General features: G+C 70.3%; 18 protein-coding genes. 14 read left to right on the top strand and 4 right to left on the bottom strand.

The window, feature by feature from the left end:
* The first annotated feature begins 91 nt into the window (after nucleotides 1–91).
* The 12 genes from HBB12_RS22475 to greA all read left to right on the top strand — a co-directional run bounded on the left by HBB12_RS22475 (nucleotide 92) and on the right by greA (nucleotide 15,894).
* Nucleotides 92–1,765: a ribonuclease J gene (locus tag HBB12_RS22475; protein WP_236991393.1), complete on the top strand. Its 1,674-nt coding sequence runs from the start codon at nucleotides 92–94 to the stop codon at nucleotides 1,763–1,765.
* 326 nt (nucleotides 1,766–2,091) lie between these two features.
* Nucleotides 2,092–2,496: a methylmalonyl-CoA epimerase gene (mce, locus tag HBB12_RS22470; RefSeq protein WP_236991392.1), complete on the top strand. Its 405-nt coding sequence runs from the start codon at nucleotides 2,092–2,094 to the stop codon at nucleotides 2,494–2,496.
* Nucleotides 2,493–2,831, top strand: a complete 339-nt coding sequence (locus HBB12_RS22465) for a DUF1467 family protein (RefSeq protein WP_236991391.1) — start codon at nucleotides 2,493–2,495, stop codon at nucleotides 2,829–2,831. Before mce ends, HBB12_RS22465 begins: the two co-directional genes overlap by 4 nt.
* 494 nt (nucleotides 2,832–3,325) lie before the next feature.
* On the top strand, nucleotides 3,326–4,660 hold the full coding sequence (gene proS, locus HBB12_RS22460; RefSeq protein WP_236991390.1) for a proline--tRNA ligase: 1,335 nt from the start codon (nucleotides 3,326–3,328) through the stop codon (nucleotides 4,658–4,660).
* Nucleotides 4,661–4,664: 4 nt separating this feature from the next.
* Nucleotides 4,665–5,975: a lipoprotein-releasing ABC transporter permease subunit gene (locus tag HBB12_RS22455; protein ID WP_236991389.1), complete on the top strand. Its 1,311-nt coding sequence runs from the start codon at nucleotides 4,665–4,667 to the stop codon at nucleotides 5,973–5,975.
* A gap of 112 nt (nucleotides 5,976–6,087) precedes the next feature.
* Entirely contained in the window at nucleotides 6,088–6,789 is a 702-nt protein-coding gene (locus HBB12_RS22450) for an ABC transporter ATP-binding protein (RefSeq protein ID WP_236991388.1), read from the top strand.
* Nucleotides 6,790–7,208: 419 nt separating this feature from the next.
* Entirely contained in the window at nucleotides 7,209–9,887 is a 2,679-nt protein-coding gene (ppdK, locus tag HBB12_RS22445) for a pyruvate, phosphate dikinase (protein ID WP_236991387.1), read from the top strand.
* Between the two features lie 259 nt (nucleotides 9,888–10,146).
* A complete protein-coding gene (locus HBB12_RS22440; RefSeq protein WP_236991386.1) occupies nucleotides 10,147–11,883 on the top strand; it encodes an adenylate/guanylate cyclase domain-containing protein in 1,737 nt (578 codons plus the stop codon).
* A 127-nt stretch (nucleotides 11,884–12,010) separates the two neighbouring features.
* A complete protein-coding gene (locus HBB12_RS22435; protein WP_442919305.1) occupies nucleotides 12,011–13,240 on the top strand; it encodes a cell wall hydrolase in 1,230 nt (409 codons plus the stop codon).
* A gap of 417 nt (nucleotides 13,241–13,657) precedes the next feature.
* A complete protein-coding gene (locus HBB12_RS22430; protein WP_236991385.1) occupies nucleotides 13,658–14,251 on the top strand; it encodes a hypothetical protein in 594 nt (197 codons plus the stop codon).
* 129 nt (nucleotides 14,252–14,380) lie between these two features.
* Nucleotides 14,381–15,370 (top strand): acrylyl-CoA reductase (NADPH), encoded by a 990-nt coding sequence (gene acuI / locus HBB12_RS22425; protein WP_236991384.1) that lies wholly within the window; start codon nucleotides 14,381–14,383, stop codon nucleotides 15,368–15,370.
* Between the two features lie 62 nt (nucleotides 15,371–15,432).
* Nucleotides 15,433–15,894, top strand: a complete 462-nt coding sequence (gene greA / locus HBB12_RS22420; RefSeq protein WP_236991383.1) for a transcription elongation factor GreA — start codon at nucleotides 15,433–15,435, stop codon at nucleotides 15,892–15,894.
* A 62-nt stretch (nucleotides 15,895–15,956) separates the two neighbouring features.
* Here the strand turns inward: greA and HBB12_RS22415 are convergent, their stop codons facing one another.
* From HBB12_RS22415 to HBB12_RS22405, 3 genes are all read right to left on the bottom strand, one after another.
* Nucleotides 15,957–16,286: a hypothetical protein gene (locus HBB12_RS22415; protein ID WP_236991382.1), complete on the bottom strand. Its 330-nt coding sequence runs from the start codon at nucleotides 16,284–16,286 to the stop codon at nucleotides 15,957–15,959.
* Nucleotides 16,287–16,319: 33 nt separating this feature from the next.
* Complete coding sequence (locus HBB12_RS22410) at nucleotides 16,320–16,613, bottom strand: hypothetical protein (protein ID WP_236991381.1); 294 nt, start codon at nucleotides 16,611–16,613, stop codon at nucleotides 16,320–16,322.
* A 276-nt stretch (nucleotides 16,614–16,889) separates the two neighbouring features.
* Nucleotides 16,890–17,807 carry a LysR family transcriptional regulator gene (locus HBB12_RS22405; RefSeq protein ID WP_236991380.1) on the bottom strand — a complete coding sequence of 306 codons (918 nt, stop codon included), beginning with the start codon at nucleotides 17,805–17,807 and terminating at the stop codon, nucleotides 16,890–16,892.
* Between the two features lie 117 nt (nucleotides 17,808–17,924).
* Between HBB12_RS22405 and wrbA the strand changes: the two genes are divergently transcribed.
* Nucleotides 17,925–18,524, top strand: a complete 600-nt coding sequence (gene wrbA / locus HBB12_RS22400) for an NAD(P)H:quinone oxidoreductase (protein ID WP_236991379.1) — start codon at nucleotides 17,925–17,927, stop codon at nucleotides 18,522–18,524.
* 133 nt (nucleotides 18,525–18,657) lie between these two features.
* Here the strand turns inward: wrbA and HBB12_RS22395 are convergent, their stop codons facing one another.
* Nucleotides 18,658–19,683, bottom strand: coding sequence for an L-threonylcarbamoyladenylate synthase (locus HBB12_RS22395; protein ID WP_236991378.1), 1,026 nt, complete (start codon nucleotides 19,681–19,683; stop codon nucleotides 18,658–18,660).
* Nucleotides 19,684–19,799: 116 nt separating this feature from the next.
* On the opposite strand from HBB12_RS22395, the gene HBB12_RS22390 reads away from it, so the two are divergent.
* Nucleotides 19,800–21,569 (top strand): acyl-CoA dehydrogenase family protein, encoded by a 1,770-nt coding sequence (locus HBB12_RS22390; protein WP_236991377.1) that lies wholly within the window; start codon nucleotides 19,800–19,802, stop codon nucleotides 21,567–21,569.
* Nucleotides 21,570–21,706: the final 137 nt, after the last annotated feature.

Here is a 21,706-nt window from a genome sequence, read left to right as displayed (position 1 = left end):
CACGCAACATGACGGCGCCGTGACCGTGACGGCAGACGAGGCCGTTCCTCGAGGGGACCGCGACGGCGGTCCGAGTAGCGATGGTATGGGAATGTCGAACAAGGGAGATGAGCTGATCTTCGTGCCCCTCGGTGGGGTGGGCGAGATCGGCATGAATGCCGCGCTCTACGGCTTCGGGCCTCCGAAACACCGCAAGTGGATCATGGTCGATCTCGGCATGGGCTTCGCCAGTGAGGAGCACATGCCGGGCGTCGACCTGATGTACCCGGATCTCAGCTTCGCCGAGGAGCAGCGCGAAAACCTGCTCGGCATCCTGATCACCCATGGCCACGAGGACCATATCGGCGCCATCGGCGAGCTGTGGCCCAAGCTCAAGGTGCCGATCTACGCCACCCGCTTCACCAAGAACCTGATCGAGGCCCGCCGCCTCGGCGAGCCGGGCGCGCCCAAGATCGATATGCGTCAGGTCCCGGCCGACGGCCGCCTCGAACTCGGGCCATTCTCGATCGAGTACGTGCCGGTGGCGCACTCGATCCCCGAGGCCAACGCGCTCGCCATTCGCACGCCCCTCGGCATGGTGTTGCATACCGGCGACTGGAAGCTCGACGACACCCCGGTCGCCGGCAACTCGACCTCGGAGGAGACCTTCACCCGTCTCGGCGAGGAGGGCGTGCTGGCGATCGTCTGCGATTCGACCAACGTCACCCGCGAGGGCCGCTCGCCGAGCGAGTCGGAGGTGGCGGATCACCTCGCCGAGCTGATCCGCAACTCGCCGCACCGGGTCGCGGTGACGACCTTCGCGTCGAACGTCGCGCGCATGCGCGCCGTCTGCCTCGCCGCGCAGGCCTGCGGCCGCGACGTGGTGGCGGTCGGCCGCGCCATGGACCGGGTGATCGACGTCGCCCGCGAATGCGGCTACCTCGACGGGCTGCCGGAGATCCGCGGCGCCGAGGCCTATGGCTACCTGCCGCGCGAGAAGGTGGTGGCGCTGCTGACCGGCTCGCAGGGCGAGGCCCGGGCGGCTTTGGCCCGGGTGTCGCGCGACGAGCATCCGGAGATCTCGCTCGCCCCCGGCGACCGGGTGATCTTCTCTTCGCGGGCGATCCCCGGCAACGAGCGGGCGGTCGGCGCGATCATCAACGACCTGATCGAGGCTGGCATCCAGGTCATCACCGACCGGACCGAACTGGTCCACGTCTCGGGCCATCCGCGCCGCGACGAGATGGCGGCGATGTATCGCTGGACCAAGCCCCGCATCGCGGTGCCGGTGCACGGCGAGGCCCTGCATCTGGCCGAGCACGCCACCTTCGCCCGCAAGCAGGGCGTCGAGCAGGTGGTCAAGGCCCGCAACGGCACCCTGATCCGGCTGGCGCCGGGCGAGCCGGAGATCGTCACCCACGTGAAGAGCGGCCGGATCTACAAGGACGGCAACGTGCTCGTCGATTCGAACGACCGCGCCATCCCCGAGCGGCGCAAGCTCGCCTTCACGGGCATCGTCTCGGTGGCGATCGCGCTCGACAAGAACGGCGAGGTCAAGGGCGAGCCGTCGATCGACCTGATGGGTCTGCCGAGCTACGGCCGCAAGGGCGAGGTCATCATCGACATCATCGGCGACGCAGTCGAGCGGACGGTCAACGGGCTGTCGCGGGTCAAGCGGCGGGATTCCGAGGCGGTCGAGAACGCCGTCGACCGGGCGATCCGCTCGGCGGTCAACGAGGTGTGGGGTAAGAAGCCGGCCTGCCACGTGATGGTGGTGGAGGTGTGAGGGCCGTCGTCCTCTGACGCGGCCGAGTAAAGCGCCCGAACCCTCCCCCCTCTGCGGGGGAGGGTGGCGAACGCAGTGAGCCGGGAGAGGGGCAGCGCGACGCTGATCCAGAAGGCGCCCTTCAGAACAGGTCCGCCATATCAGGAAGCGTGGTTCCCCTCTCCCGCCCCACTCCGTGGGGCACCCTCCCCCGCAGAGGGGGGAGGGGGTATCCGCGCTTCAAGCGGTAGCCGTTGGCGTGCGAGGACAGGGCGATGTCGTAGCGCCACCCCGCGCCACGCCCTAAAATCGACAAACCACCCACGGACCATCGGAGGAACACCCCCATGATCGGCAGGCTCAACCACGTCGCCATCGCGGTGAAGGATCTCGACGCCTCGGCGAAGGTGTATCGCGACACCCTCGGGGCGACCCTGTCGGCGCCGCTGCCGCAGCCGGAGCACGGCGTGACGGTGATCTTCGTCGAATTGCCCAACAGCAAGATCGAGCTACTGGAGCCGCTGGGTGCCGATTCGCCGATCAACGCGTTCCTGGAGCGCAACCCGGGCGGCGGCATCCATCACGTCTGCTACGAGGTCGACGACATCCTGGCGGCGCGCGACAAGCTGAAGGCGCAGGGCGCGCGCATCCTCGGCTCGGGCGAGCCGCGCATCGGCGCCCATGGCAAGCCGGTGCTGTTCCTGCACCCGAAGGACTTCCTCGGGACGTTGGTCGAGCTGGAGCAGGCGTGAGCGTGGACGCCCTCCTCGACCGCGCCACGGCCACGATTCCCCGCACCCTCGCGGTCTGCATCGGGCTGATGCTGCCGGTGCTGGCGCTGGCGATCTGGGGCTTTCGCCTCAGCGGCTTCGGGGCGGGCGCCCTCTACTTCGTGGTGTGGTGGATCGCGCTGTTCGGGGTGCTGCCGTTCCGGGCCGCGTCCGACGGCACCGAGGTGGTCGTGCCGGGCCAGGATCTCGGCGCGCCGCACAAGCCGCAGATGCGCCGCAAGGCGGTGTGGACCACGCTGGTCTCCGACGTGGTGTTCATCCTGGCGGTCGCGGCCTTCCCGCTCGCCGGGCTGTAACGGATCGCGACCGACAAGGTCGCGATCGACTCCCGGGAGACTGAAACTCGAGACGTCGACGCTCAAAATAAAAAAGCAAGGCTCGGAAGCCTTGCTTGTAAGCTTTCTGAATGTTTTCGCCAGCCTATGCTCTGTTATTCACCCTTATGGGCGTTGAAGCTGGCTTTTCCTCCCGAGACTCGGACCTTGCGCGGCGCCGTTCGGCCTGCCTGCGCATCATCGCGATGCCGCTTATAGGAATAAGAATTCGCATTGTCACCTGCCTTCCAGCAGGTTGATGCGTTTTTTTGCATGGCCGGCGCATTTTTCTCCTACGCCCCGCGCCGGACGCGGGAAGCGGAGGGTCGGTCGGCGCATGGGTTCGGCGCTCGGGCCCGCGTTTCATGTTTTGCGAACGGCGCCGGAAGCGTGCAAAAGGGCGTTCCCCGGGGAGAGACCCTCGGGCGGGGCTTCGCCCCGCGACACGCCACCCGCCTGCCACGCCAAGGTCCGACATGCGTCTCAGCCGCTACTTCCTGCCCATCCTGCGCGAGACGCCCAAGGAAGCGGAGATCGTCTCGCATCGGCTGATGCTGCGCGCCGGCATGATCCGCCAGGAATCTGCCGGCATCTACGCCTGGCTGCCGCTGGGCCTGCGGGTGCTGAACCGGGTGGCCGACATCATCCGGGCCGAGCAGGACCGCTCCGGCGCGATCGAGCTCCTGATGCCGACGATCCAGTCGGCCGACCTGTGGCGCGAATCCGGCCGTTACGACGCGTACGGCAAGGAGATGCTGCGCATCAAGGACCGGCACGAGCGCGACATGCTGTTCGGGCCGACCAACGAGGAGATGATCACCGCGATCTTCCGCTCGGCGGTGCGCTCCTACAAGGACCTGCCGAAGAACCTCTACCACATCCAGTGGAAGTTCCGCGACGAGGTGCGGCCGCGCTTCGGCACGATGCGCTCGCGCGAATTCCTGATGAAGGATGCCTACTCGTTCGACCTCGACCAGGCGAGCGCGCGGCATTCCTACAACAAGATGTTCGTCGCCTACCTGCGCACCTTCGCGCGGCTCGGCCTGAAGGCGATCCCGATGCGGGCCGAGACCGGGCCGATCGGCGGCGACCTGTCCCACGAATTCATCATCCTGGCCCAGACCGGCGAGAGCGAGGTCTTCTGCGACCGCGCCTATCTCGACTTCGCCACCCCGGAGGCGGCGACCGACTTCGACGACGTCGCGGCTCTCCAGGCCACGGTCGACCACTGGACCTCGCGCTACGCCGCCACCTCCGAGATGCACGACGCGGACGCCTTCGGGCAGGTGCCGGCGCCGGAGCAGATGGCCGCCCGCGGCATCGAGGTCGGCCACATCTTCTATTTCGGCACCAAGTACTCGGAGCCGATGGGCGCGAAGGTGACGGGGCCGGACGGGCAGGAGCGCCCGGTTCATATGGGCTCCTACGGCATCGGCCCGAGCCGGCTGGTGGCGGCGATCATCGAGGCGGGCCACGACGAATCCGGCATCGTGTGGCCGGATGCGGTGGCGCCCTTCGACGTCGCGCTCCTCAACCTCAAGGTCGGGGATGCGGCGACCGATGCCGCCTGCGCCAAGCTCCAGGGCGAGTTGGAGGCCGCCGGCCTCACGGTTCTGTACGACGATCGCGACGAGCGCCCGGGCGGAAAGTTCGCCACCGCCGACCTGATCGGCCTGCCCTGGCAGGTCATCGTCGGGCCGAAGGGGCTTGCCGAGGGCAAGGTCGAGGTGAAGCGCCGCGCCACCGGCGCCCGCGAGACCGTGGCCCCCGACGCCGTCCCGGCCTATCTCCGCCAGAACCGGGCGTCTTGAGCCGATGCCCCTCGCCGCGATCCGCGACCGCATCCCGAAGGTCGGCGCCCTGTTCGCGGGACGCGGCGGGGGCGCCACCCTGCCATTCGCGCCCTTCGAATGGACGATCGCCGGGCGGTACCTGCGCACCCGGCGCAAAGAAGGCTTCGTCTCGGTCATCGCCCTGTTCTCGTTCCTCGGGATCATGCTGGGCGTGGCCACCCTCATCATCGTGCTCTCGGTGATGAACGGCTTCCGCAAGGAGCTGTTGAGCAAGATCGTCGGCATCAACGGCCACATCTTCGTCGCCCCGATCGACCGGCCGCTGACCGACTTCGCCGACCTGTCCGACCGGCTCGGCAAGGTGGCGGGCGTCCACCTCGCCCTGCCGATGGTCGAGGGCCAGGCCTTCGCCTCGTCGCAATTCGGCGGCTCAGGCGTGCTGGTGCGCGGCGTGCGCGCCGACGACCTGAAGAAGATCCCGTCGGTCGCGGGCACCATCCGGGGCGGCACGCTGGAGAATTTCGACACCGGCGGCGGCGTCGCGATCGGCAAGAGGCTCGCCGAGTCCCTGGGGCTCCAGGCCGGGGACACGATCACGCTGGCCACCCCGAAGGGCGCCACCACGCCGTTCGGCACCGCGCCGCGGATCAAGAGCTACAACGTCGCGGCGGTGTTCGAGGTCGGCATGTCCGAGTTCGACGGCACCTTCGTGTACATGCCGCTCTCGGAAGCGCAGGCCTTCTTCAACCGCGACGGCGACGTCTCGGTGATCGAGATCTTCCTCGACAACGCCGATTCTGTCGGCGAGGCGCGGGGAGAGCTGGAACTCGCCGCCGAACGCCCGGTGCTGATCACCGACTGGCGCCAGCGCAACCGCACCTTCTTCTCCGCCCTCGAGGTGGAGCGCAACGTGATGTTCATCATCCTCACGCTGATCGTGCTGGTGGCGGCGCTCAACATCGTGTCGGGCCTGATCATGCTGGTGAAGGACAAGTCGAGCGACATCGCGATCCTGCGCACCATGGGGGCGACACGGGGCGCGATCATGCGGGTGTTCCTCATCACCGGCGCCTCGATCGGCATCCTCGGCACGCTCGCCGGCTTCGTCCTCGGGCTCGTCTTCTCGGCCAACCTCACGGTGATCCAGCGCACGCTGTTTCCCGGCGCCTGGGATCCGACGGTGCGGTTCCTGTCCGAGATCCCGTCCGAGACCAATGCGAGCGAGGTCGTGGCGGTGGTGGCGATGTCGATGGTGCTGTCGCTCCTCGCCACGCTGTACCCGTCCTGGCGCGCCGCCCGGCTCGACCCGGTGCAGGCCCTGCGCTACGGCTGAGCCTTTCCGGCCCTCGCCCCCCGATCCTGTTCCCGAGTACCCACCGGATGCCGCGACCCGTCTATTCTCCGATTCTCCCCCCGCGCCCCACCGCGAGGGGCGCCTGACGCCGATGGACGAGTCCCCGCAGCAGCCGGTCCCGGCGCTCTTCCTCGCCCAGGTCGAGCGGCGCTACACCCAAGGCACCGGCCATCTCGAGATTCTGCGCGGTGCGGATCTCGCGATCTGGCCCGGCGAGATCGTGGCGCTGGTCGCGCCCTCCGGCACCGGCAAGTCGACCCTGCTCCACGTCGCCGGCCTTCTGGAGCGGCCCGACGGCGGCGAGGTCTATATCGGCGGCCAGCCGAGCGCCCGGATGGACGATGCCGCCCGCACCCGGATGCGGCGCGAGGAGATGGGCTTCGTCTATCAGTCGCATCACCTACTGCCGGAATTCTCGGCGCTGGAGAACGTGGTCCTGCCGCAGCTCATCCGCGGCCTGTCGGCCCGGGAAGCCCGCTCGCGCGCCGGCGAGCTGTTGTCGTTCCTCGGCCTCAAGGAGCGCCTGAGCCACCGCCCGGCGGAGCTGTCGGGCGGCGAGCAGCAGCGCGTCGCCATCGCCCGGGCGCTTGCCAACGGCCCGCGGCTGCTGCTGGCCGACGAGCCGACCGGCAACCTCGATCCGCAGACCGCCGGCCACGTCTTCGCGATCCTGGTCTCGCTGGTGCGGGCCTCGGGCGTCGCGGCGCTGATCGCCACCCACAACCTGGAGTTGGCCTCCCGGATGGACCGGCGGGTGACGATCCAGAACGGGCTGATCGTTCAGCTTGCCTGAGCGGTCGCTAGGGAAGCGCCGCCTGCTCGTTCCTCCCCACCCGCGACCTCATCCTGAGGTGCGAGTGAAACGAGCCTCGAAGGAGGGCTCCAGGAGTCTCCGCGATCCCTGGAGCCCTCCTTCGAGGTCAGTCAATCTTCGATCGACTAACACCTCAGGATGAGGTCGCGGGTAGGAGTGCCTCGCGCCGAGCGCGCAGAGGCTGAACCCCCGCCGGAAACCGTGGCCGCCAGCCTTTCTGGCGCTACATGTCGTGCAGTGGCCGGGCCCAGGGCGCCCCCGCCCCCCAAGATACCTGCCTTTAAGACTTTTGGACGGCCCTGCCGTTCAGCTTGCGTTGGGGCGGGGAATGGTTCAACCCGGCGGGAACGTCAGGCGGCAGCCGCTACGAACGGACGAGTGATATGGCCGGAAGTGACATGGCGAAGTGGGTCTACACCTTCGGCGACGGCAAGGCCGAGGGCAAGTCGGCGATGCGCGACCTGCTCGGCGGCAAGGGCGCGAACCTCGCCGAGATGTCGAATCTCGGTCTCCCGGTGCCGCCGGGCTTCACCATCACCACCGAGGTCTGCACCTATTATTACGACCACGGCCGGCAATACCCCCCCGAGCTGGAGGGCCAGGTCGCGGGCGCGCTGGAGGCCGTCGGCAAGCTGACCGGCCGCCGCTTCGGCGATGCCGAGTCGCCGCTCCTCGTGTCGGTGCGCTCCGGCGCCCGGGCCTCGATGCCCGGCATGATGGACACGGTGCTCAATCTCGGCCTCAACGACACCACGGTCGAGGCGCTGGCCCGCGGCGCCGGCGACGATCGCTTCGCCTATGACAGCTACCGCCGCTTCATCACCATGTACTCGAACGTGGTGCTCGGCGTGGAGCACCACTCGTTCGAGGAGGTGCTGGAGCGCTACAAAGACGAGAAGGGCCTGACCCTCGACACCGAACTGGGCGCGGCCGACTGGAAGCACCTGATTGGCGAGTACAAGGCGCTGGTGAAGCGCGAGCTCGGCCAGGACTTCCCGCAGGATCCGCAGGCCCAGCTCTGGGGCGCGATCGGCGCGGTGTTCGGCTCGTGGATGAACCCGCGCGCCAACAAGTACCGCGAGCTACACTCGATTCCGGCGAGCTGGGGCACCGCGGTCAACGTCCAGGCCATGGTCTTCGGCAACATGGGCGAGACCTCGGCCACGGGTGTGGCCTTCACCCGTAACCCCTCCACCGGCGAGAAGGCGCTCTACGGCGAGTTCCTGATCAACGCTCAAGGAGAGGACGTGGTGGCGGGCATCCGCACGCCGCAGGACATCACCGAGGTCGCCCGCATCGAATCCGGCTCCGACAAGCCGTCGATGGAGCGGGCGATGCCGGAGGCCTACGCGGAACTGGTGCGCATCTACGGGATGCTCGAGCACCATTATCGCGACATGCAGGATCTGGAATTCACGGTCGAGACCGGGAAGCTCTGGATGCTGCAGACCCGCAACGGCAAGCGCACGGCGAAGGCCGCGCTCCGCATCGCGGTCGAGCTGGCAGCGGAAGGCCTGATCACCCACCAGGAGGCGGTCGGCCGCGTCGAGCCGGCCTCCCTCGACCAGCTGCTGCACCCGACCATCGACCCGAAGGCCGAGCGCAAGGTCATCGCCACCGGCCTGCCGGCCTCGCCGGGCGCCGCCTCGGGCGAGATCGTGTTCAATTCCGAGGAGGCCGAGGCCGCCAAGAAGGCCGAGCGCAAGGTCATCCTGGTCCGCATCGAGACCTCGCCGGAGGACATCCACGGCATGCACGCCGCGGAAGGAATCCTCACCACCCGCGGCGGCATGACCTCGCACGCGGCGGTGGTCGCCCGGGGCATGGGCAAGCCCTGCGTGTCGGGCGCCGGCCAGATCCGGGTCGATTACGCCGCCCGCACCCTGTCGGTCGGCGGCGTGACGCTGAAGGCCGGCGACCGCATCACCATCGACGGCTCGAACGGCCAGGTGATGCAGGGTTCGGTCGAGATGGTCGAGCCCGAGCTGTCGGGCGACTTCGCGGCGCTGATGGAGTGGGCGGACGAGGTCCGCACCATGAAGGTCCGCACCAACGCCGAGACGCCGCTCGACGCCCGCACCGCCCGCAAGTACGGCGCGGAAGGGATCGGCCTCTGCCGCACCGAGCACATGTTCTTCCAGGAGGAGCGCATCGTGGCGATGCGCGAGATGATCCTGGCGGACGACGCGGAAGGCCGGCGTGCCGCGCTCGCCAAGCTCCTGCCGTACCAGCGCCAGGACTTCGTCGAGCTGTTCACCATCATGTCGGGCCTGCCGGTCACCATCCGGCTCCTCGACCCGCCGCTGCACGAGTTCCTGCCGCACTCCGACAAGGAGATCGGCGAGGTCGCCGCCGCCACCGGCGTCCAGGAGGACAAGGTGCGGCGCCGGATGAACGAGCTGCACGAGTTCAACCCGATGCTCGGCTTCCGCGGCTGCCGTCTGGCGATCCTCTATCCGGAGATCGCCGAGATGCAGGCCCGGGCGATCTTCGAGGCGGCGGTGGAAGCCGCCAAGCAGACCGGCACGCCGATCATCGCCGAGGTGATGGTGCCGCTGGTCTTCACCCGCACCGAGTTCGACCTGGTGAAGGCCCGCATCGACGCCATGGCGGATGCCGTGGCGTCCGAGACCGGCCAGACCGTCGAGTACCAGGTCGGCACGATGATCGAGCTGCCGCGCGCCGCTCTGCGGGCCGGCGACATCGCCCAGACGGCGGAGTTCTTCTCCTTCGGCACCAACGACCTGACCCAGACCACGCTCGGCATCAGCCGCGACGATGCGGGCCGGTTCCTCGGGCCCTACACGCAGCGCGGCATCCTGGCATCCGACCCGTTCGTGTCGATCGACCAGGAGGGCGTGGGCGAACTGGTGCGGCTCGCCGCCGAGCGCGGCCGGGCGGTGCGGGACAAGCTGAAGCTCGGCATCTGCGGCGAGCATGGCGGCGACCCGGCCTCGATCGCCTTCTGCCAGGAGACCGGCCTCGACTACGTCTCGTGCTCGCCGTTCCGGGTTCCGATCGCCCGTCTGGCGGCGGCGCAGGCGGCGCTCAAGGTGAAGGGCCGCGGCGAGGCGTGATCGATGCGCGGCCCGAAGCGTCCCACTTCGGGCTGTGCGCATTCTCCTCTCCCCGCGGGCGGGGAGAGGGCTCCGGCGACTTCATGGTCGACGGAGCGAGGCGTCAGCCGAGGGTGAGGGGGAGGTGCCGAATGAGGCTCCTCCGGAAACACCCCCTCACCCTCGCCCTTCGGGCTCGCTGCATCCCCTGAACGGGGACGCAGCCCTCTCCCCGCCCGCGGGGAGAGGGGAAACCCGCGGCAGGAAAGAGTAAACCCCCATGCGCGACCCGCAGGCCGCCGTCGGCCCGGCCCCGGAGGCCGGCGCCCGCCTGTGGCGCGGCTCGCTCGCGCAGCGCCTGCGGCTGGTCTCGGGCCTGATCCTGTTCGCCTTCGCAGGCACCCATTTCGCCAACCACGCGCTGGGCCTCGTCGGCCTCGAGACGATGATGGAGGCGGCCCGCTGGCGGGTCGCGGTCACGCGCTCGCTGCCCGGCAGCCTGATCCTCGGGCTCGCGCTGCTCGCCCACGTCACCTTCTCCCTGGTGCGGCTCGCCGAGCGCCGCACGCTCAGGATGCCGCCCTGGGAGGCGTTGCAGACGCTGCTCGGTTTCGCGATCCCGTTCCTGCTGGTGCCGCACGTCCTCGGGACCCGGATCGCCAACCTGGTGGACGGTACGCGGACCAGCTACGCCTACGTGATCGCCCGCATCTGGCCCGACGGCATGGGCTTCCAGACCGCCCTGCTGCTCGTCGTCTGGCTGCATGGGTGCCTCGGCCTGCATGCCTGGCTGCGCCTGTCGCCGCTCTACCGGCGGATGGCGCCGCTCTTGGCCGTGCCGGCCTTCGGCCTGCCCGCGGCGGCGCTCGCCGGCATCGTCACGCAGGGGCGCCTGATGGAGCGGGACATGGTGCTGGCGCGCCGCTTCGATGCGCCGGACCTCGCCGCCCGCTGGCCGGTGCCGTCGGTCGATTCGGCGGTCGCCGCCTGGGCCGACACCGTCACCGGGGCGATCTACGCCGCCGTCGCCGTCGCTCTCGGGATGGTGCTGATCCGGGCCGCCGCGACCCTGCGGGCGCGGCGCTTCAGCGTCACCTATGTCGGCGGCCCGACCGTGAGGAGCCTGGAAGGACCGACGCTCCTCGAGATCAGCCGGGCGAACCGGGTGCCACATGTCTCGGTCTGCGGCGGGCGCGGGCGCTGCTCGACCTGCCGGGTGCTGGTGGTCGCCGGCGAGGAGAGCCTGTCGGCCCCCGGCCCCCAGGAGGCGGCGGCGCTCAGGGCGATCGGCGCGCCGGGCAACGTGCGCCTCGCCTGCCAGGCCCGGCCCGGCGGCGACGTGGCGCTCGTGCGCATCCTCGACCCGCGCCGCGATTCCGCGGGCGAGCACCTCACCAATACGGACGTTGCCGGGATCGAGCGCGAGGTGGCGATCCTGTTCATCGACATCCGCGGCTTCACGCCGCTCTCCGAGCGCAAGCTGCCCTTCGACGTGGTGTTCATCCTCAACCACTTCTTCGAGGCGGCCGGCCGCGAGATCGAGGCGGCGGGGGGCTGGATCGGCGGCTATGCCGGCGACGGGCTGCTCGCCCTGTTCACCCATCCGGACGGGATCGGCCCCGCCTGCCGGGCCGCCTTCACGGCCGCCGGCACGGTCGACCGGGCGGTGACGGACCTCAACCGGCGCCTCGCCGCCGAGCTGCCGGCGGCACTCCGGATGGCGATGGGCCTGCATGCCGGCCCCCTGGTGCTCGGCCGCCTCGGCTACGGCGAGAGCCGCGGCATGTCGGTGATCGGCCCGGCGGTGAATCTGGCGAGCCGGCTCGAATCCCTCGCCAAGGCCGCCGACGTGCAGCTCGTCGCCTCCGCGGAAGCCGCGCACCGCGCAGGCATCGCCCTCGACGGGTTGCGGGTCGAGACCGTGGCGGTCAGGGGCGTGCGGGCGGAGCTGCCCGTGGTCTATGCGGCGCGGGCCGCCGATCTCGCCGGACGGTTGCGTTCTCCGGCGTCGGCTTAACCAACGCTCAACCATACCCCGTAACACTCCGTGTCGAGGTGTCGGTCCCGCGCGGGCCGGTTTGCGGAGTGGGGACGGGGCTGTGGGCAGGCGGTACTTGCGCAGGCGTGACCTGCGCAGACGGCAGGTGCGACGGGCGAAGGGGATGCGCTGGCTCGCCGCGGCCGTCGCGCCCTGGGCCGTCGGCCTCGGCGTCCTGGTCTCGTTCACGGCGTCCGCCGGCTACGAAGCATCGCTAGGATCGAGCGCGGTGGCCCGCCTCGTGCCGCGCGGCATGCCGCCGTTGCCGGAACGCGGCCTGATCACGCCGGTCAGCCTCTCATCCCTGAGCCTCACCGGGCCGTTGCGCGTCGTCCTCGACACCGAGCCCCTGCGCCCGGACCTGAAGGTGGATGCCCGCACCCGGCCCCTGGCGGAGCGCGCGCGCAAGGGCGACGCCCTGGTGCCGGCCCGGGTGACCGGTGCCGCCCCATCGGCCTCCCTGGCGGCCGGCTGGCTCGGCAGCGACCGTCCGAGCGTCGCCTCGACCTTCACGCCGGGCTCCGCGACCTGGAACCCGGAACTGGAGCCGCAGGAAGGCTTCGTGCCCCTGCCCGAACCCGATGCCGGCGAGGCCGGCGCCAGTTCGCCTGCGGCCGGCGCCTCGGCGCCGACCCGCGGCGCCGCGGCCGGTGGGCAGACCGCTGCCGGCAAGGCCCGGGTTCCCAAAGCACGCGAGGCAGGCCAGGGCGGCAGCACCCCGGCGGTGCCCCGCGCCGTCGCCCTGTCCTCGACCACGCCGGCGCCTGCCGACGCGACGCCGGTCGAGATCGCGGCCGGCGGCCAGATCTCGCCGCGCCTGGACCGCGACGCGAAATCCGCCGTCACGACCGCCGCCCGCATCAATCCGGAGGTCCCGCCGAGCGACGATGACCGGCGCCGCTACGCCGACCTGATCACGCCGGAGAATGCCGAGAAGGAGCAGCGCTGCCTCGCCGAGGCCGTGTATTTCGAGGCCCGCGGCGAGCCCGAGCAGGGCCAGGCCGCCGTCGCCCAGGTGGTGCTCAACCGCGCCAAGAGCGGCCTGTATCCTGCCAATATCTGCGGTGTCGTGTACCAGAACCGCCACCGCTACATGGGCTGCCAGTTCTCCTTCGCCTGCGAGGGCAAGTCGCTGCGCATCACCGACGATTCCTCCTGGCAGACCGCGACCCGGATCGCCCACGCGGTGGTCGAGGGCCGCACCTACCTCGCCGATGTCGGTGGGGCGACGCATTACCATGCCGACTACGTGAAGCCGCGCTGGTCGCGCCGCCTACGAAAAATGGACGTGATCGGCCGCCACATCTTCTACCAGCTGCGGCCGGGCCAGACCTGACCGGTGGGCGTCGGCCCCCCCCCGCACGACAGATCGCCCGATCGACGAACCTGACGCCCTCCGGATCCTCCCGGAGGGTTTTTTCGTCGTCGACCGGCCGCATCGACCGGCTCCGTCGCACGACCACCCTGGCGCTCGGCTCGTCCCCAGTCGAATCCGGGGCCATGGTTTACGCCGACACTATCGGCCAAGGACAAGTCGAGGGTTCCCGAGTCCCGCTCGCCGATCGACTCCCAGGCTTGCGCGATTCCCTCCGTAATTCACCGAAATACGTAGTAAATCCCGAGGGCAATTTTACCCTCTTCCGGCTTTCGGCTTGCCTGAAGGGCATCGGAGCGGCTTCTCTCTCGGGCAAGCGTGGCGCTGGCGAGCACCGCGCGGACCTTTTCCCCGCTACCCTTCCGAGAAAGCCCGAACATGACCGCCCGGGTCACCCGTGCCATCGCCGCGACCGCCCTCGCGGCCGGCCTGCTCTCCGCCGCCCCGGCCTTCGCCGGCGGCTACGGCTGCACCACCGATTGCTACCGCCAGGTCTCGACCCCGCCGGTCTACGGCACGGTGTCCGAGCAGGTGATGGTGCGCCCGCCGCGCACGGTGAACCACGTCGTCCCGCCGGTCTACGACACCGTCTCCGAGCAGGTGCTGGTCGCGCCGGCCCGCCGGGTGTGGCAGACCTCGGTCGACGCCTACGGCCAGACCGTCGGCTGCTGGGTCACGATCCCGCCCCGCTACGCCACCCAGACCCGCCGGGTGCTGGTGCGCCCGGCCCAGGTGGTGCCGCAGGTGATCCCGCCGGCCTACGCCTCCTACCAGCGCCGCGTCCTGGTCGAGCCCGCCCGCTCCGGCTGGGTGCCGGCCAATGGCGGCGGCTACGCGGCCGGTCCGGCCTCGGGCGGAATCGTCGGGGCGGGCCTCGGCCTCGCGGGTGCCGGGATCGGCCTCGGTGCGGCGGCCGTCGGAGCCGGCACCGGGCTCGTCTTCGGCGGCGGCAGCATCTACGACGGCTACTGAGCCGGATCGCGGCCCGGGCCGTTCCCGGGCCGCCTCGCCGCAAGGTCCTTGCCGCAGAGGGGGCAGCGCCCCACAACCCCGTCGAGCGAACGCGGCCGGAACGCCGCGCGCGGGCGGGGAGGCGAAAGCGTGGGCACCTTCAAGGCGGTGGTGATCGAGAAGGGCGAGGGCGGGCAGCGCGTCGCCCTGAAGGATGTCGACGAGTCCGAACTGATGGACGGCGACGTCACCGTCCGGGTCACGCACTCCACCCTCAACTACAAGGACGGGCTGGCGCTCACCGGCAAGGCGCCGGTGGTGCGGCGCTGGCCGATGATTCCCGGCATCGATTTCTCCGGCGTGGTCGAGGCCTCCTCCCACCCGGACTGGAAGCCCGGCGACGCCGTGGTGCTCAACGGCTGGGGCACCGGCGAGACGCATCTCGGCGCCTATGCGGAGAAGTCGCGGGTCAAGGGCGACTGGCTGGTGGCCCTGCCGGCGAACTTCACCCCCGAGCAGGCGATGGCGATCGGCACCGCCGGCTATACCGCGATGCTGGCCCTGCTGGCGCTGGAGCGCCACGGCCTCACCCCGGAATCCGGCCCGGCCCTGGTGACGGGCGCGGCGGGCGGCGTCGGTTCGGTCGCGGTCTCGCTCCTGGCACGTGCCGGCTGGCACGTCATCGCCTCGACCGGGCGGGCGGACGAGGAGGCGGAGTACCTGCGCGGCCTAGGGGCCGCCGAGATCATCGACCGGGCCGAGCTGAGCGCCCCGGGCAAGCCCCTGGGCAAGGAGCGCTGGGCCGCCACGATCGATGCGGTCGGCTCCGCGACGCTCGCCAACGCGCTGGCGATGACCCGGTATGGCGGCGCGGTCGCGGCCTGCGGGCTGGCCGGCGGCATGGACCTGCCGACCTCGGTGGCGCCGTTCATCCTGCGCGGGGTGGCGCTCTACGGCATCGAGAGCGTGATGGCGCCGCTCCCCTTGCGCCGGGAGGCCTGGGGCCGGCTGGCCCGCGACCTCGACCCGGCCTCTCTCTCGGCGATGACCACCACCGTGCCGCTCGCCGAGGTGATCGCGCGGGGCCCCGAGATCCTGGCCGGGCGCACCCGCGGGCGGATCGTGGTGACGATCGCGTAGGCGCGAGCGATGCGCGGAACCTTGCGCGGAACCTTGGCGACGTTCCGCGCATTGCCCGTTTCATGAGCATCGCCTTCGTTCGCGAGAAGGAGGGCGGGGAGGCCTTCGAGGATCTCCCCGACCGTCCCGTCTCCCCGCACCCGAACTTCGTCACGCCGGAGGGCCTCGCCCTCATCGACGCGGAGCTGGACCGGCTGCACACCGAGCATGCCGGCCTGTCGCCCGACGACAAGGCCAACATGGCCCGGGTGAACCGCGACCTGCGCTACTGGACCGCCCGGCGCAACTCGGCCCAGGTGGTGGATCAGCCACCCGGCGACGGCGTGCATTTCGGCTCCACCGTCACCATCGCCCGCGAGGATGGAACGGAACAGACCTTCCGCATCGTCGGCGAGGACGAGGCCGACCCGGCCAAGGGAACGCTCTCCTACGTGGCGCCGCTCGCCCGCGCGCTCACCGGCAAGCAGGCGGGCGACGCCGTCACGGTGGCGGGTCACGAGGTCGAGATCGTCTCGGTCCGTTGAAGCGATCGGCGTCCCCGGCACGGCCTCCGGGTCGAGCGCGGCGGGCGGACGCTTCTCCAACCTCAACGTCCTTCGGCATATCTCTCGAAGAAGCGCACGTCCTCGATCAGGATGTCCCGTAGCGAGGCCATGAGGCGTGCATCCGCCTCGACCATCCGGCGCTGGGCGTCGGGCGGCGTCACGTTCACGCGGACATCCACGTCCAGCGGCCGGCCAATCGCCGAGCCGAGGCGCGTGAGCGCCGCCTTGCGATACCGGTTATCCGCGACGTGATCGAAGCGCTCCATCGGAAAGCCCCCGAAATAGAAATGCGAGTAGAGCGTCCGCATGATCGGGAGGCGCGCCATGTCGGTAATGCCCAAATCGTTGTCAAGAAAATAATTGTGGATCAAGCTCCCTTGCCGCTCTAATTTCTTCCAGAAAAATTAGATCGATATGATATTCTCGATGGGTTCTCGCAAGATGGTGAACAGGTAGTCATCACGTGTGATGGCGAAGCGGCCCGGATGGTAATGGCCATAGATGAATGTCGTGCCCGGCACCGGATGCAGCCGCCGCGCGATGAAGTGGGCAGGGTCGAGATTGCGCGGAGCTACCGAATTGGCCGGGTCGTCATCGTACTGGGCCTGGAACTCGTTTCCATATGCCTTCTGGAGACTTGTGCGGAGTAAACTGCCCCCCGCCTTGGCAACATGAATTGAGAAAAGACGCTGCGTCACACTCAAAGCCTTGTTTTGTATGGCAACATATGTTGGGAAAACGTGCTATTCGGCAATTCATCGTCATTCCAAGCTGATGGATCGTCCTCTTATCAAATGTTCGCCCTGTGCCTTGAAACTTTGGGTCATTGCTCAACCACTGGCGGCGTTGTGCGTCACGAAACAGAAATATCGAATACGACCATGCAGGACCGCGTGAGCGTCCGCAACTCCATAACAACCGAGTATAGCTGTTACCGTCCTCGCGGCGGGACGGACGCCCCGCCTTGCCGCCGGTCAAAGCGTGAGTGCCGCCTCGGTCCGATGCGGCGGGAACCGCCCCTCGATCAGGTCGCGCTCCTTGGCGATCGCGTCGCCGACGAAGTCGAGGAAGGCCCGCACCCGGGCGGCGCGGCGCAGATCCGGATGGGTGAGGAGCCAGAGGCCGGCGGCGAGATCGGGCTCCGGGCTCGAGAGCCGCACGAGGCCAGGCCGGCGGTCGCCGATGACGCAGGGCAGGGGGCCGATGCCGATCCCGGCCTCCACCGCATCCGCCAGTCCCTGCACGGTGTCGAGGCGCAGGACCACGCGCTCGGGCGCGGTCCGCTCCTGCACGTAGCGCGCCGCCGCCGCCGCCCCGAGCCGGGGCGCCGGCGAGACCCAGCGCTGCTCGCTCGCGGAGACGCCGCGGTCGAGATCGGCCCGGCCGTAGAGCGCCCAGGCGATGGTGGCGAGGCGCCGCCCCACCAGCGTGTCGGGCGGGTCGTTGGTGGCGCGGAGCGCCACGTCGGCGTCGCGCTTGGCGAGATTGAGCGCCTGCTCCGACACCACCACGTCGAGGCGGACCTCCGGGCAGCGGGCGCAGAACGCAGCGAGGATCGGGGTCAGGAGGCCGGTGAGCAGCGAGGCCGCGGTGGTGATGCGCAGTTCTCCGGCGGGGCTCAGGGTCCGGCCCTCGATCCGCCGGGTGAAGGCCAGCACGTCTTCCTCCATCCGGGCGGCGATGCGCGCCATCTCCTCGGCCGCCGGCGTCGGCACGTAGCCGGTGCGGTGGCGCTCGAAGAGCGGCGTGCGCAGGGTCGCCTCGATCTGGCCGAGGCGCCGGAAGGCGGTGGAGTGGTTGATGCCGAGCCGCTCGGCGGCCTGGGTCAGGCCGCGCTGGTCGGAGATGGCCTTCACCAGCCGGAAATCGTCCCAGGCGAGGGCGGCGGTCATGGTATCGAACTCCCGACCTTGCGCGCCTGCAAGCGCGGGCTTGCACCATAGGCCATTTCCCGGGCGCCTGCGATCCGCGATGGTTCCCGCCGAGCAATCCTCCAGGAGATCCAAGCGATGGCGAAGGTTTTGGTCCTCTACTACTCGACCTACGGCCATATCGAGCAGATGGCCTATGCGGTGGCCGAGGGCGTCCGCGAGGCGGGGGCCGAGGTCGTGGTCAAGCGGGTGCCCGAGCTGGTGCCGGAGGAGGTCGCCCGGCAGTCGCACTACAAGCTCGACCAGAAGGCGCCGGTCGCCACGGTCGACGAGCTGCCGTCCTACGACGCGATCATCTTCGGCACGCCGACCCGCTACGGCAACATGGCGGCGCAGATGAAGAACTTCATCGACCAGACCGGCGGCCTATGGGCGAAGGGCGCCCTCGTCGGCAAGGTCGGCGCGGTCTTCACCTCGACGGCCTCGCAGCATGGCGGCCAGGAATCGACGATCCTGAGCTTCCATACCGTGCTGCTGCATCAGGGCATGGTGGTGGTCGGCCTGCCCTACAGCTTCCAGGGCCAGCTCGGTACGGCCGAGGTGATGGGCAACTCGCCCTACGGCGCCTCGACCATCGCGGGCGGCGACGGCAGCCGCCAGCCGAGCGTGGTCGAGCTTGAAGGTGCCCGTTTCCAGGGCCGCCACGTCGCCGGCATCGCGGCGAAGCTCGCCGGCTGACGCTCCGCAAAAGAAAAAAGCCCGGATGCAAATCCGGGCCTCTGAGGCGGAAGGTCGATGGGGGCTTAGGTGACCTTCTAGGACCCGACAACGCGAGGCCCGCGGGATCGGTTCCGCGGTTTTCGCAAAAATTTTACGCCATCGCTCGGCGCGGTGCCGCCGCCCGCGCCAGCCGGTCGCGGATCGCCTCGCCGAGGCCGTCCTCCGGGATCGGCGCTACCGCGATCGTCGCCGCACCGCTCGCATCGAGCCGGCGCAGAAAGGCGAACAGGTGGGCCGCCGCCTCGGCGAGGTCGCCGGCCGGGCTGAGGTTCAGGGACGCTGCCGCCGCATCGAGACCATCGGGTGCTGCAGGGCCGAACAGCAGGGCCGCCTCGCCGGGCCGGATCTCCGTGACGTCGAGCCGCACCGCGGCGCGGGGCGCGTAATGCGAGGCGAGGAGCCCCGGCGAGACCGGCGCCGCTCCCTCGGGCACGCTCGGCAGTGCCAGCCTCCGGCCCAAGACCGCCTCGATCGCCTCGCGCGGCACGCCGCCCGGTCGCAGCAGTACCGGCGGCCCGTCGAGGCAGGCGACGATGGTCGATTCGACCCCGACCGGGCAGGGGCCGCCATCGAGAACCGCGGCGATCCGCCCGTCGAGGTCGCCGAGCACGTGATCGGCCTCCGTCGGGCTCACCCGCCCCGACCGGTTGGCCGAGGGCGCCGCCACCGGGCAGCCGGCCGCCGTCAGCACGGCGCGGGCGACCACGCTGTCCGGTACCCGCAGCGCCACGCTTCCGAGCCCCGCCCGGGCGAGGTCGCAGACCCGCCCGCCTTCCGCCACCGGCACCACCAGGGTGAGCGGGCCGGGCCAGAACGCCTCCGCCAGAAGCAGGGCGTCCGCGCCGAACACCCCCTCCCGCCGCGCCGCGTCGAGGTCGGGCAGGTGGGCGATCAGCGGGTTGAACCGCGGCCGCTCCTTGGCGGCGTAGATGCCCGCCACCGCCGCCGGGTCGCCCGCATCGGCGCCGAGGCCGTAGACGGTCTCGGTCGGGATCGCCACGAGCTTCCCTGCGCGCAACAGGGCGCCGGCTTCCCGGATGCCCGCGTCGTCGGCGGTCAGCCGCCGGGTCGGCATTGACCCGGGATCATCGTTCACGTCTAAACTATCCGTCACCATGCTGTCGGCCGTAGCGTCGGCGGCACTCGCACGTCAAATCCAAAGGGTGGCTCCAGGGGAGCCCGCACGGCGGGCTCCTCCGAGATGCCGCCCCGCTCTCCCGGGAGGAGCCCTCGATGACCTATCGCGCGCCCGTGGCCGAGATGGCCTTCACCCTCCGGCACGTCGCCGGGCTCGACCGCGCCATCGCGCAGGGCCTGCACGGCGAGCTCTCGGACGACCTCGTCGACACGATCCTGGAGGAGGCCGGGCGCTTCGCCAACGACGTGGTGGCGCCGCTCAACAAGGTGGGCGACCGCCACGGCACGCCGCTCAAGGACGGCGTGGTGACGATGCCGCCGGGCTACCGCGAGGCCTACCGCGCCTGGACCGAGGGCGGCTGGAACGCCCTGCCGGGCCCGGTCGAGTATGGCGGCCAGGGCCTGCCGATCCTGCTCAACGCCGCCTGCATCGAGATGTGGAACTCGGCCTCCATGGCCTTCGGCCTCGGGCCGCTGCTCACCGCCGGCGGCGTCGAGGCGCTGAGCCGCCACGGCAGCGAGGAACTGCGGGCCCGCTACCTCGAGAAGCTGGTCTCGGGCGAGTGGACCGCCACCATGAACCTCACCGAGCCGCAGGCCGGCTCGGACCTCTCGGTGATGCGCACCCGGGCCGAGCCCGTCGGGGACGGCAGCTTCCGGATCTCGGGCGAGAAGATCTACATCACCTGGGGCGAGCACGACCTGACCGACAACATCGTGCACCTGGTGCTGGCGCGGCTGCCCGACGCGCCTCCCGGCACCCGCGGCATCTCCCTGTTCCTGGTGCCGAAGGTGCTCCCGGACGGCTCGCGCAACGCGCTGAAATGCGCCGGCATCGAGCACAAGCTCGGCATCCACGGCTCGCCGACCTGCACCATGGTGTATGACGGCGCGGTCGGCTGGCTCGTCGGCGAGGCCAACCGGGGGCTGGCCTGCATGTTCACGATGATGAACAACGCCCGCCTCGGCGTCGGCCTTCAGGGCGTCGCCATCGCCGAGCGGGCCTACCAGCAGGCGCTGTCGTATGCCCGCGACCGTCGCCAGGGCCGGGCGAGCGCCGCCACGGACGGCGCGAGCGCGATCATCGATCATCCCGACGTGCAGCGGATGCTGCTCACCATGAAGGCGCTGACGGGGGCCTCCCGCGGCATCTGCTACCTCACCGCCGAGGCGATCGACCGCGCCCACCGGGCGCCGGACGAGGCGGCGCGTAAAATCGCGCAGGCCCAGGCCTCGCTTCTGACCCCGGTGGCGAAGGCCTTCTCGACCGATATCGGCATCGAGGTCGCGTCGCTCGGCATCCAGGTCCATGGCGGCATGGGCTTCGTCGAGGAGACCGGCGCCGCCCAGCACCTGCGCGACGCCCGCATCGCGGCGATCTACGAGGGCACCAACGGCATCCAGGCGATCGACCTCGTCACCCGCAAGCTGCCGCTGGAGAACGGCGCGGTGGTGCGCGGCCAGATCGGCGCGATGCGGCTGATCGCCGAGCGGGTGCTGAAGGAGGGCGGTCCCGCCTTCGGCCACACCGCCCCGCGCCTGCGCGAGACGATCGAGGCGCTGGACCGGGCGACGAGCTCCCTCCTGAAGGCCCTCGGCTCGAACCGGCCGGACGAGGCGCTGGCCGGCGCCACCCCTTACCTGCGCCTGTTCGGTCTCGCCCAGGGCGGCGCCTGCCTGGCGCAAGCCGCGCTCGCGGCGAACGCGGCGGCCAAGGCCGGCGACGGCGATCCGGCCCACCCGGCCCGCATCGCCCTGTCGCGCTTCTTTGCCGAGAACCTCGCCACGGCGAGCCGGGGGCTCGAGGAGACGGTGACCGGCGGCGGCGGCTTCCTGCAGGACGGAGTGCTGGCGCTGGCGGGGTGAGGCGCACACCGCAAGACGAACCCGGCTCTCCCACCCGCAACCTCATCCTGAGGTGTCAGTCCATCATTGATGGACTGACACCTCAGGATGAGGTCGTGGATGGGAAGAGCGGATGTTTCCTCGGCCGACGCTGGAAA

The sequence above is a fragment of the Methylobacterium sp. SyP6R genome (genome assembly GCF_019216885.1).
In the GTDB taxonomy this organism is placed as follows: Bacteria; Pseudomonadota; Alphaproteobacteria; order Rhizobiales; family Beijerinckiaceae; genus Methylobacterium.
Note: the sequence above shows the minus strand (reverse complement) of the source record. Positions and strands in the feature narration are given on the sequence as shown.

Excerpts from the sequence above, each read along its gene's own strand:
- HBB12_RS22475 (WP_236991393.1), top strand. The coding sequence starts at position 92 with ATGTCGAACAAGGGAGATGAGCTGATCTTCGTGCCCCTCGGTGGGGTG.
- mce (WP_236991392.1), top strand. The coding sequence starts at position 2,092 with ATGATCGGCAGGCTCAACCACGTCGCCATCGCGGTGAAGGATCTCGAC.
- proS (WP_236991390.1), top strand. The coding sequence starts at position 3,326 with ATGCGTCTCAGCCGCTACTTCCTGCCCATCCTGCGCGAGACGCCCAAG.
- HBB12_RS22455 (WP_236991389.1), top strand. The coding sequence starts at position 4,665 with ATGCCCCTCGCCGCGATCCGCGACCGCATCCCGAAGGTCGGCGCCCTG.
- HBB12_RS22450 (WP_236991388.1), top strand. The coding sequence starts at position 6,088 with ATGGACGAGTCCCCGCAGCAGCCGGTCCCGGCGCTCTTCCTCGCCCAG.
- ppdK (WP_236991387.1), top strand. The coding sequence starts at position 7,209 with ATGGCGAAGTGGGTCTACACCTTCGGCGACGGCAAGGCCGAGGGCAAG.
- HBB12_RS22440 (WP_236991386.1), top strand. The coding sequence starts at position 10,147 with ATGCGCGACCCGCAGGCCGCCGTCGGCCCGGCCCCGGAGGCCGGCGCC.
- HBB12_RS22430 (WP_236991385.1), top strand. The coding sequence starts at position 13,658 with ATGACCGCCCGGGTCACCCGTGCCATCGCCGCGACCGCCCTCGCGGCC.
- greA (WP_236991383.1), top strand. The coding sequence starts at position 15,433 with ATGAGCATCGCCTTCGTTCGCGAGAAGGAGGGCGGGGAGGCCTTCGAG.
- HBB12_RS22405 (WP_236991380.1), bottom strand. The coding sequence starts at position 17,807 with ATGACCGCCGCCCTCGCCTGGGACGATTTCCGGCTGGTGAAGGCCATC.
- wrbA (WP_236991379.1), top strand. The coding sequence starts at position 17,925 with ATGGCGAAGGTTTTGGTCCTCTACTACTCGACCTACGGCCATATCGAG.
- HBB12_RS22395 (WP_236991378.1), bottom strand. The coding sequence starts at position 19,683 with ATGGTGACGGATAGTTTAGACGTGAACGATGATCCCGGGTCAATGCCG.
- HBB12_RS22390 (WP_236991377.1), top strand. The coding sequence starts at position 19,800 with ATGACCTATCGCGCGCCCGTGGCCGAGATGGCCTTCACCCTCCGGCAC.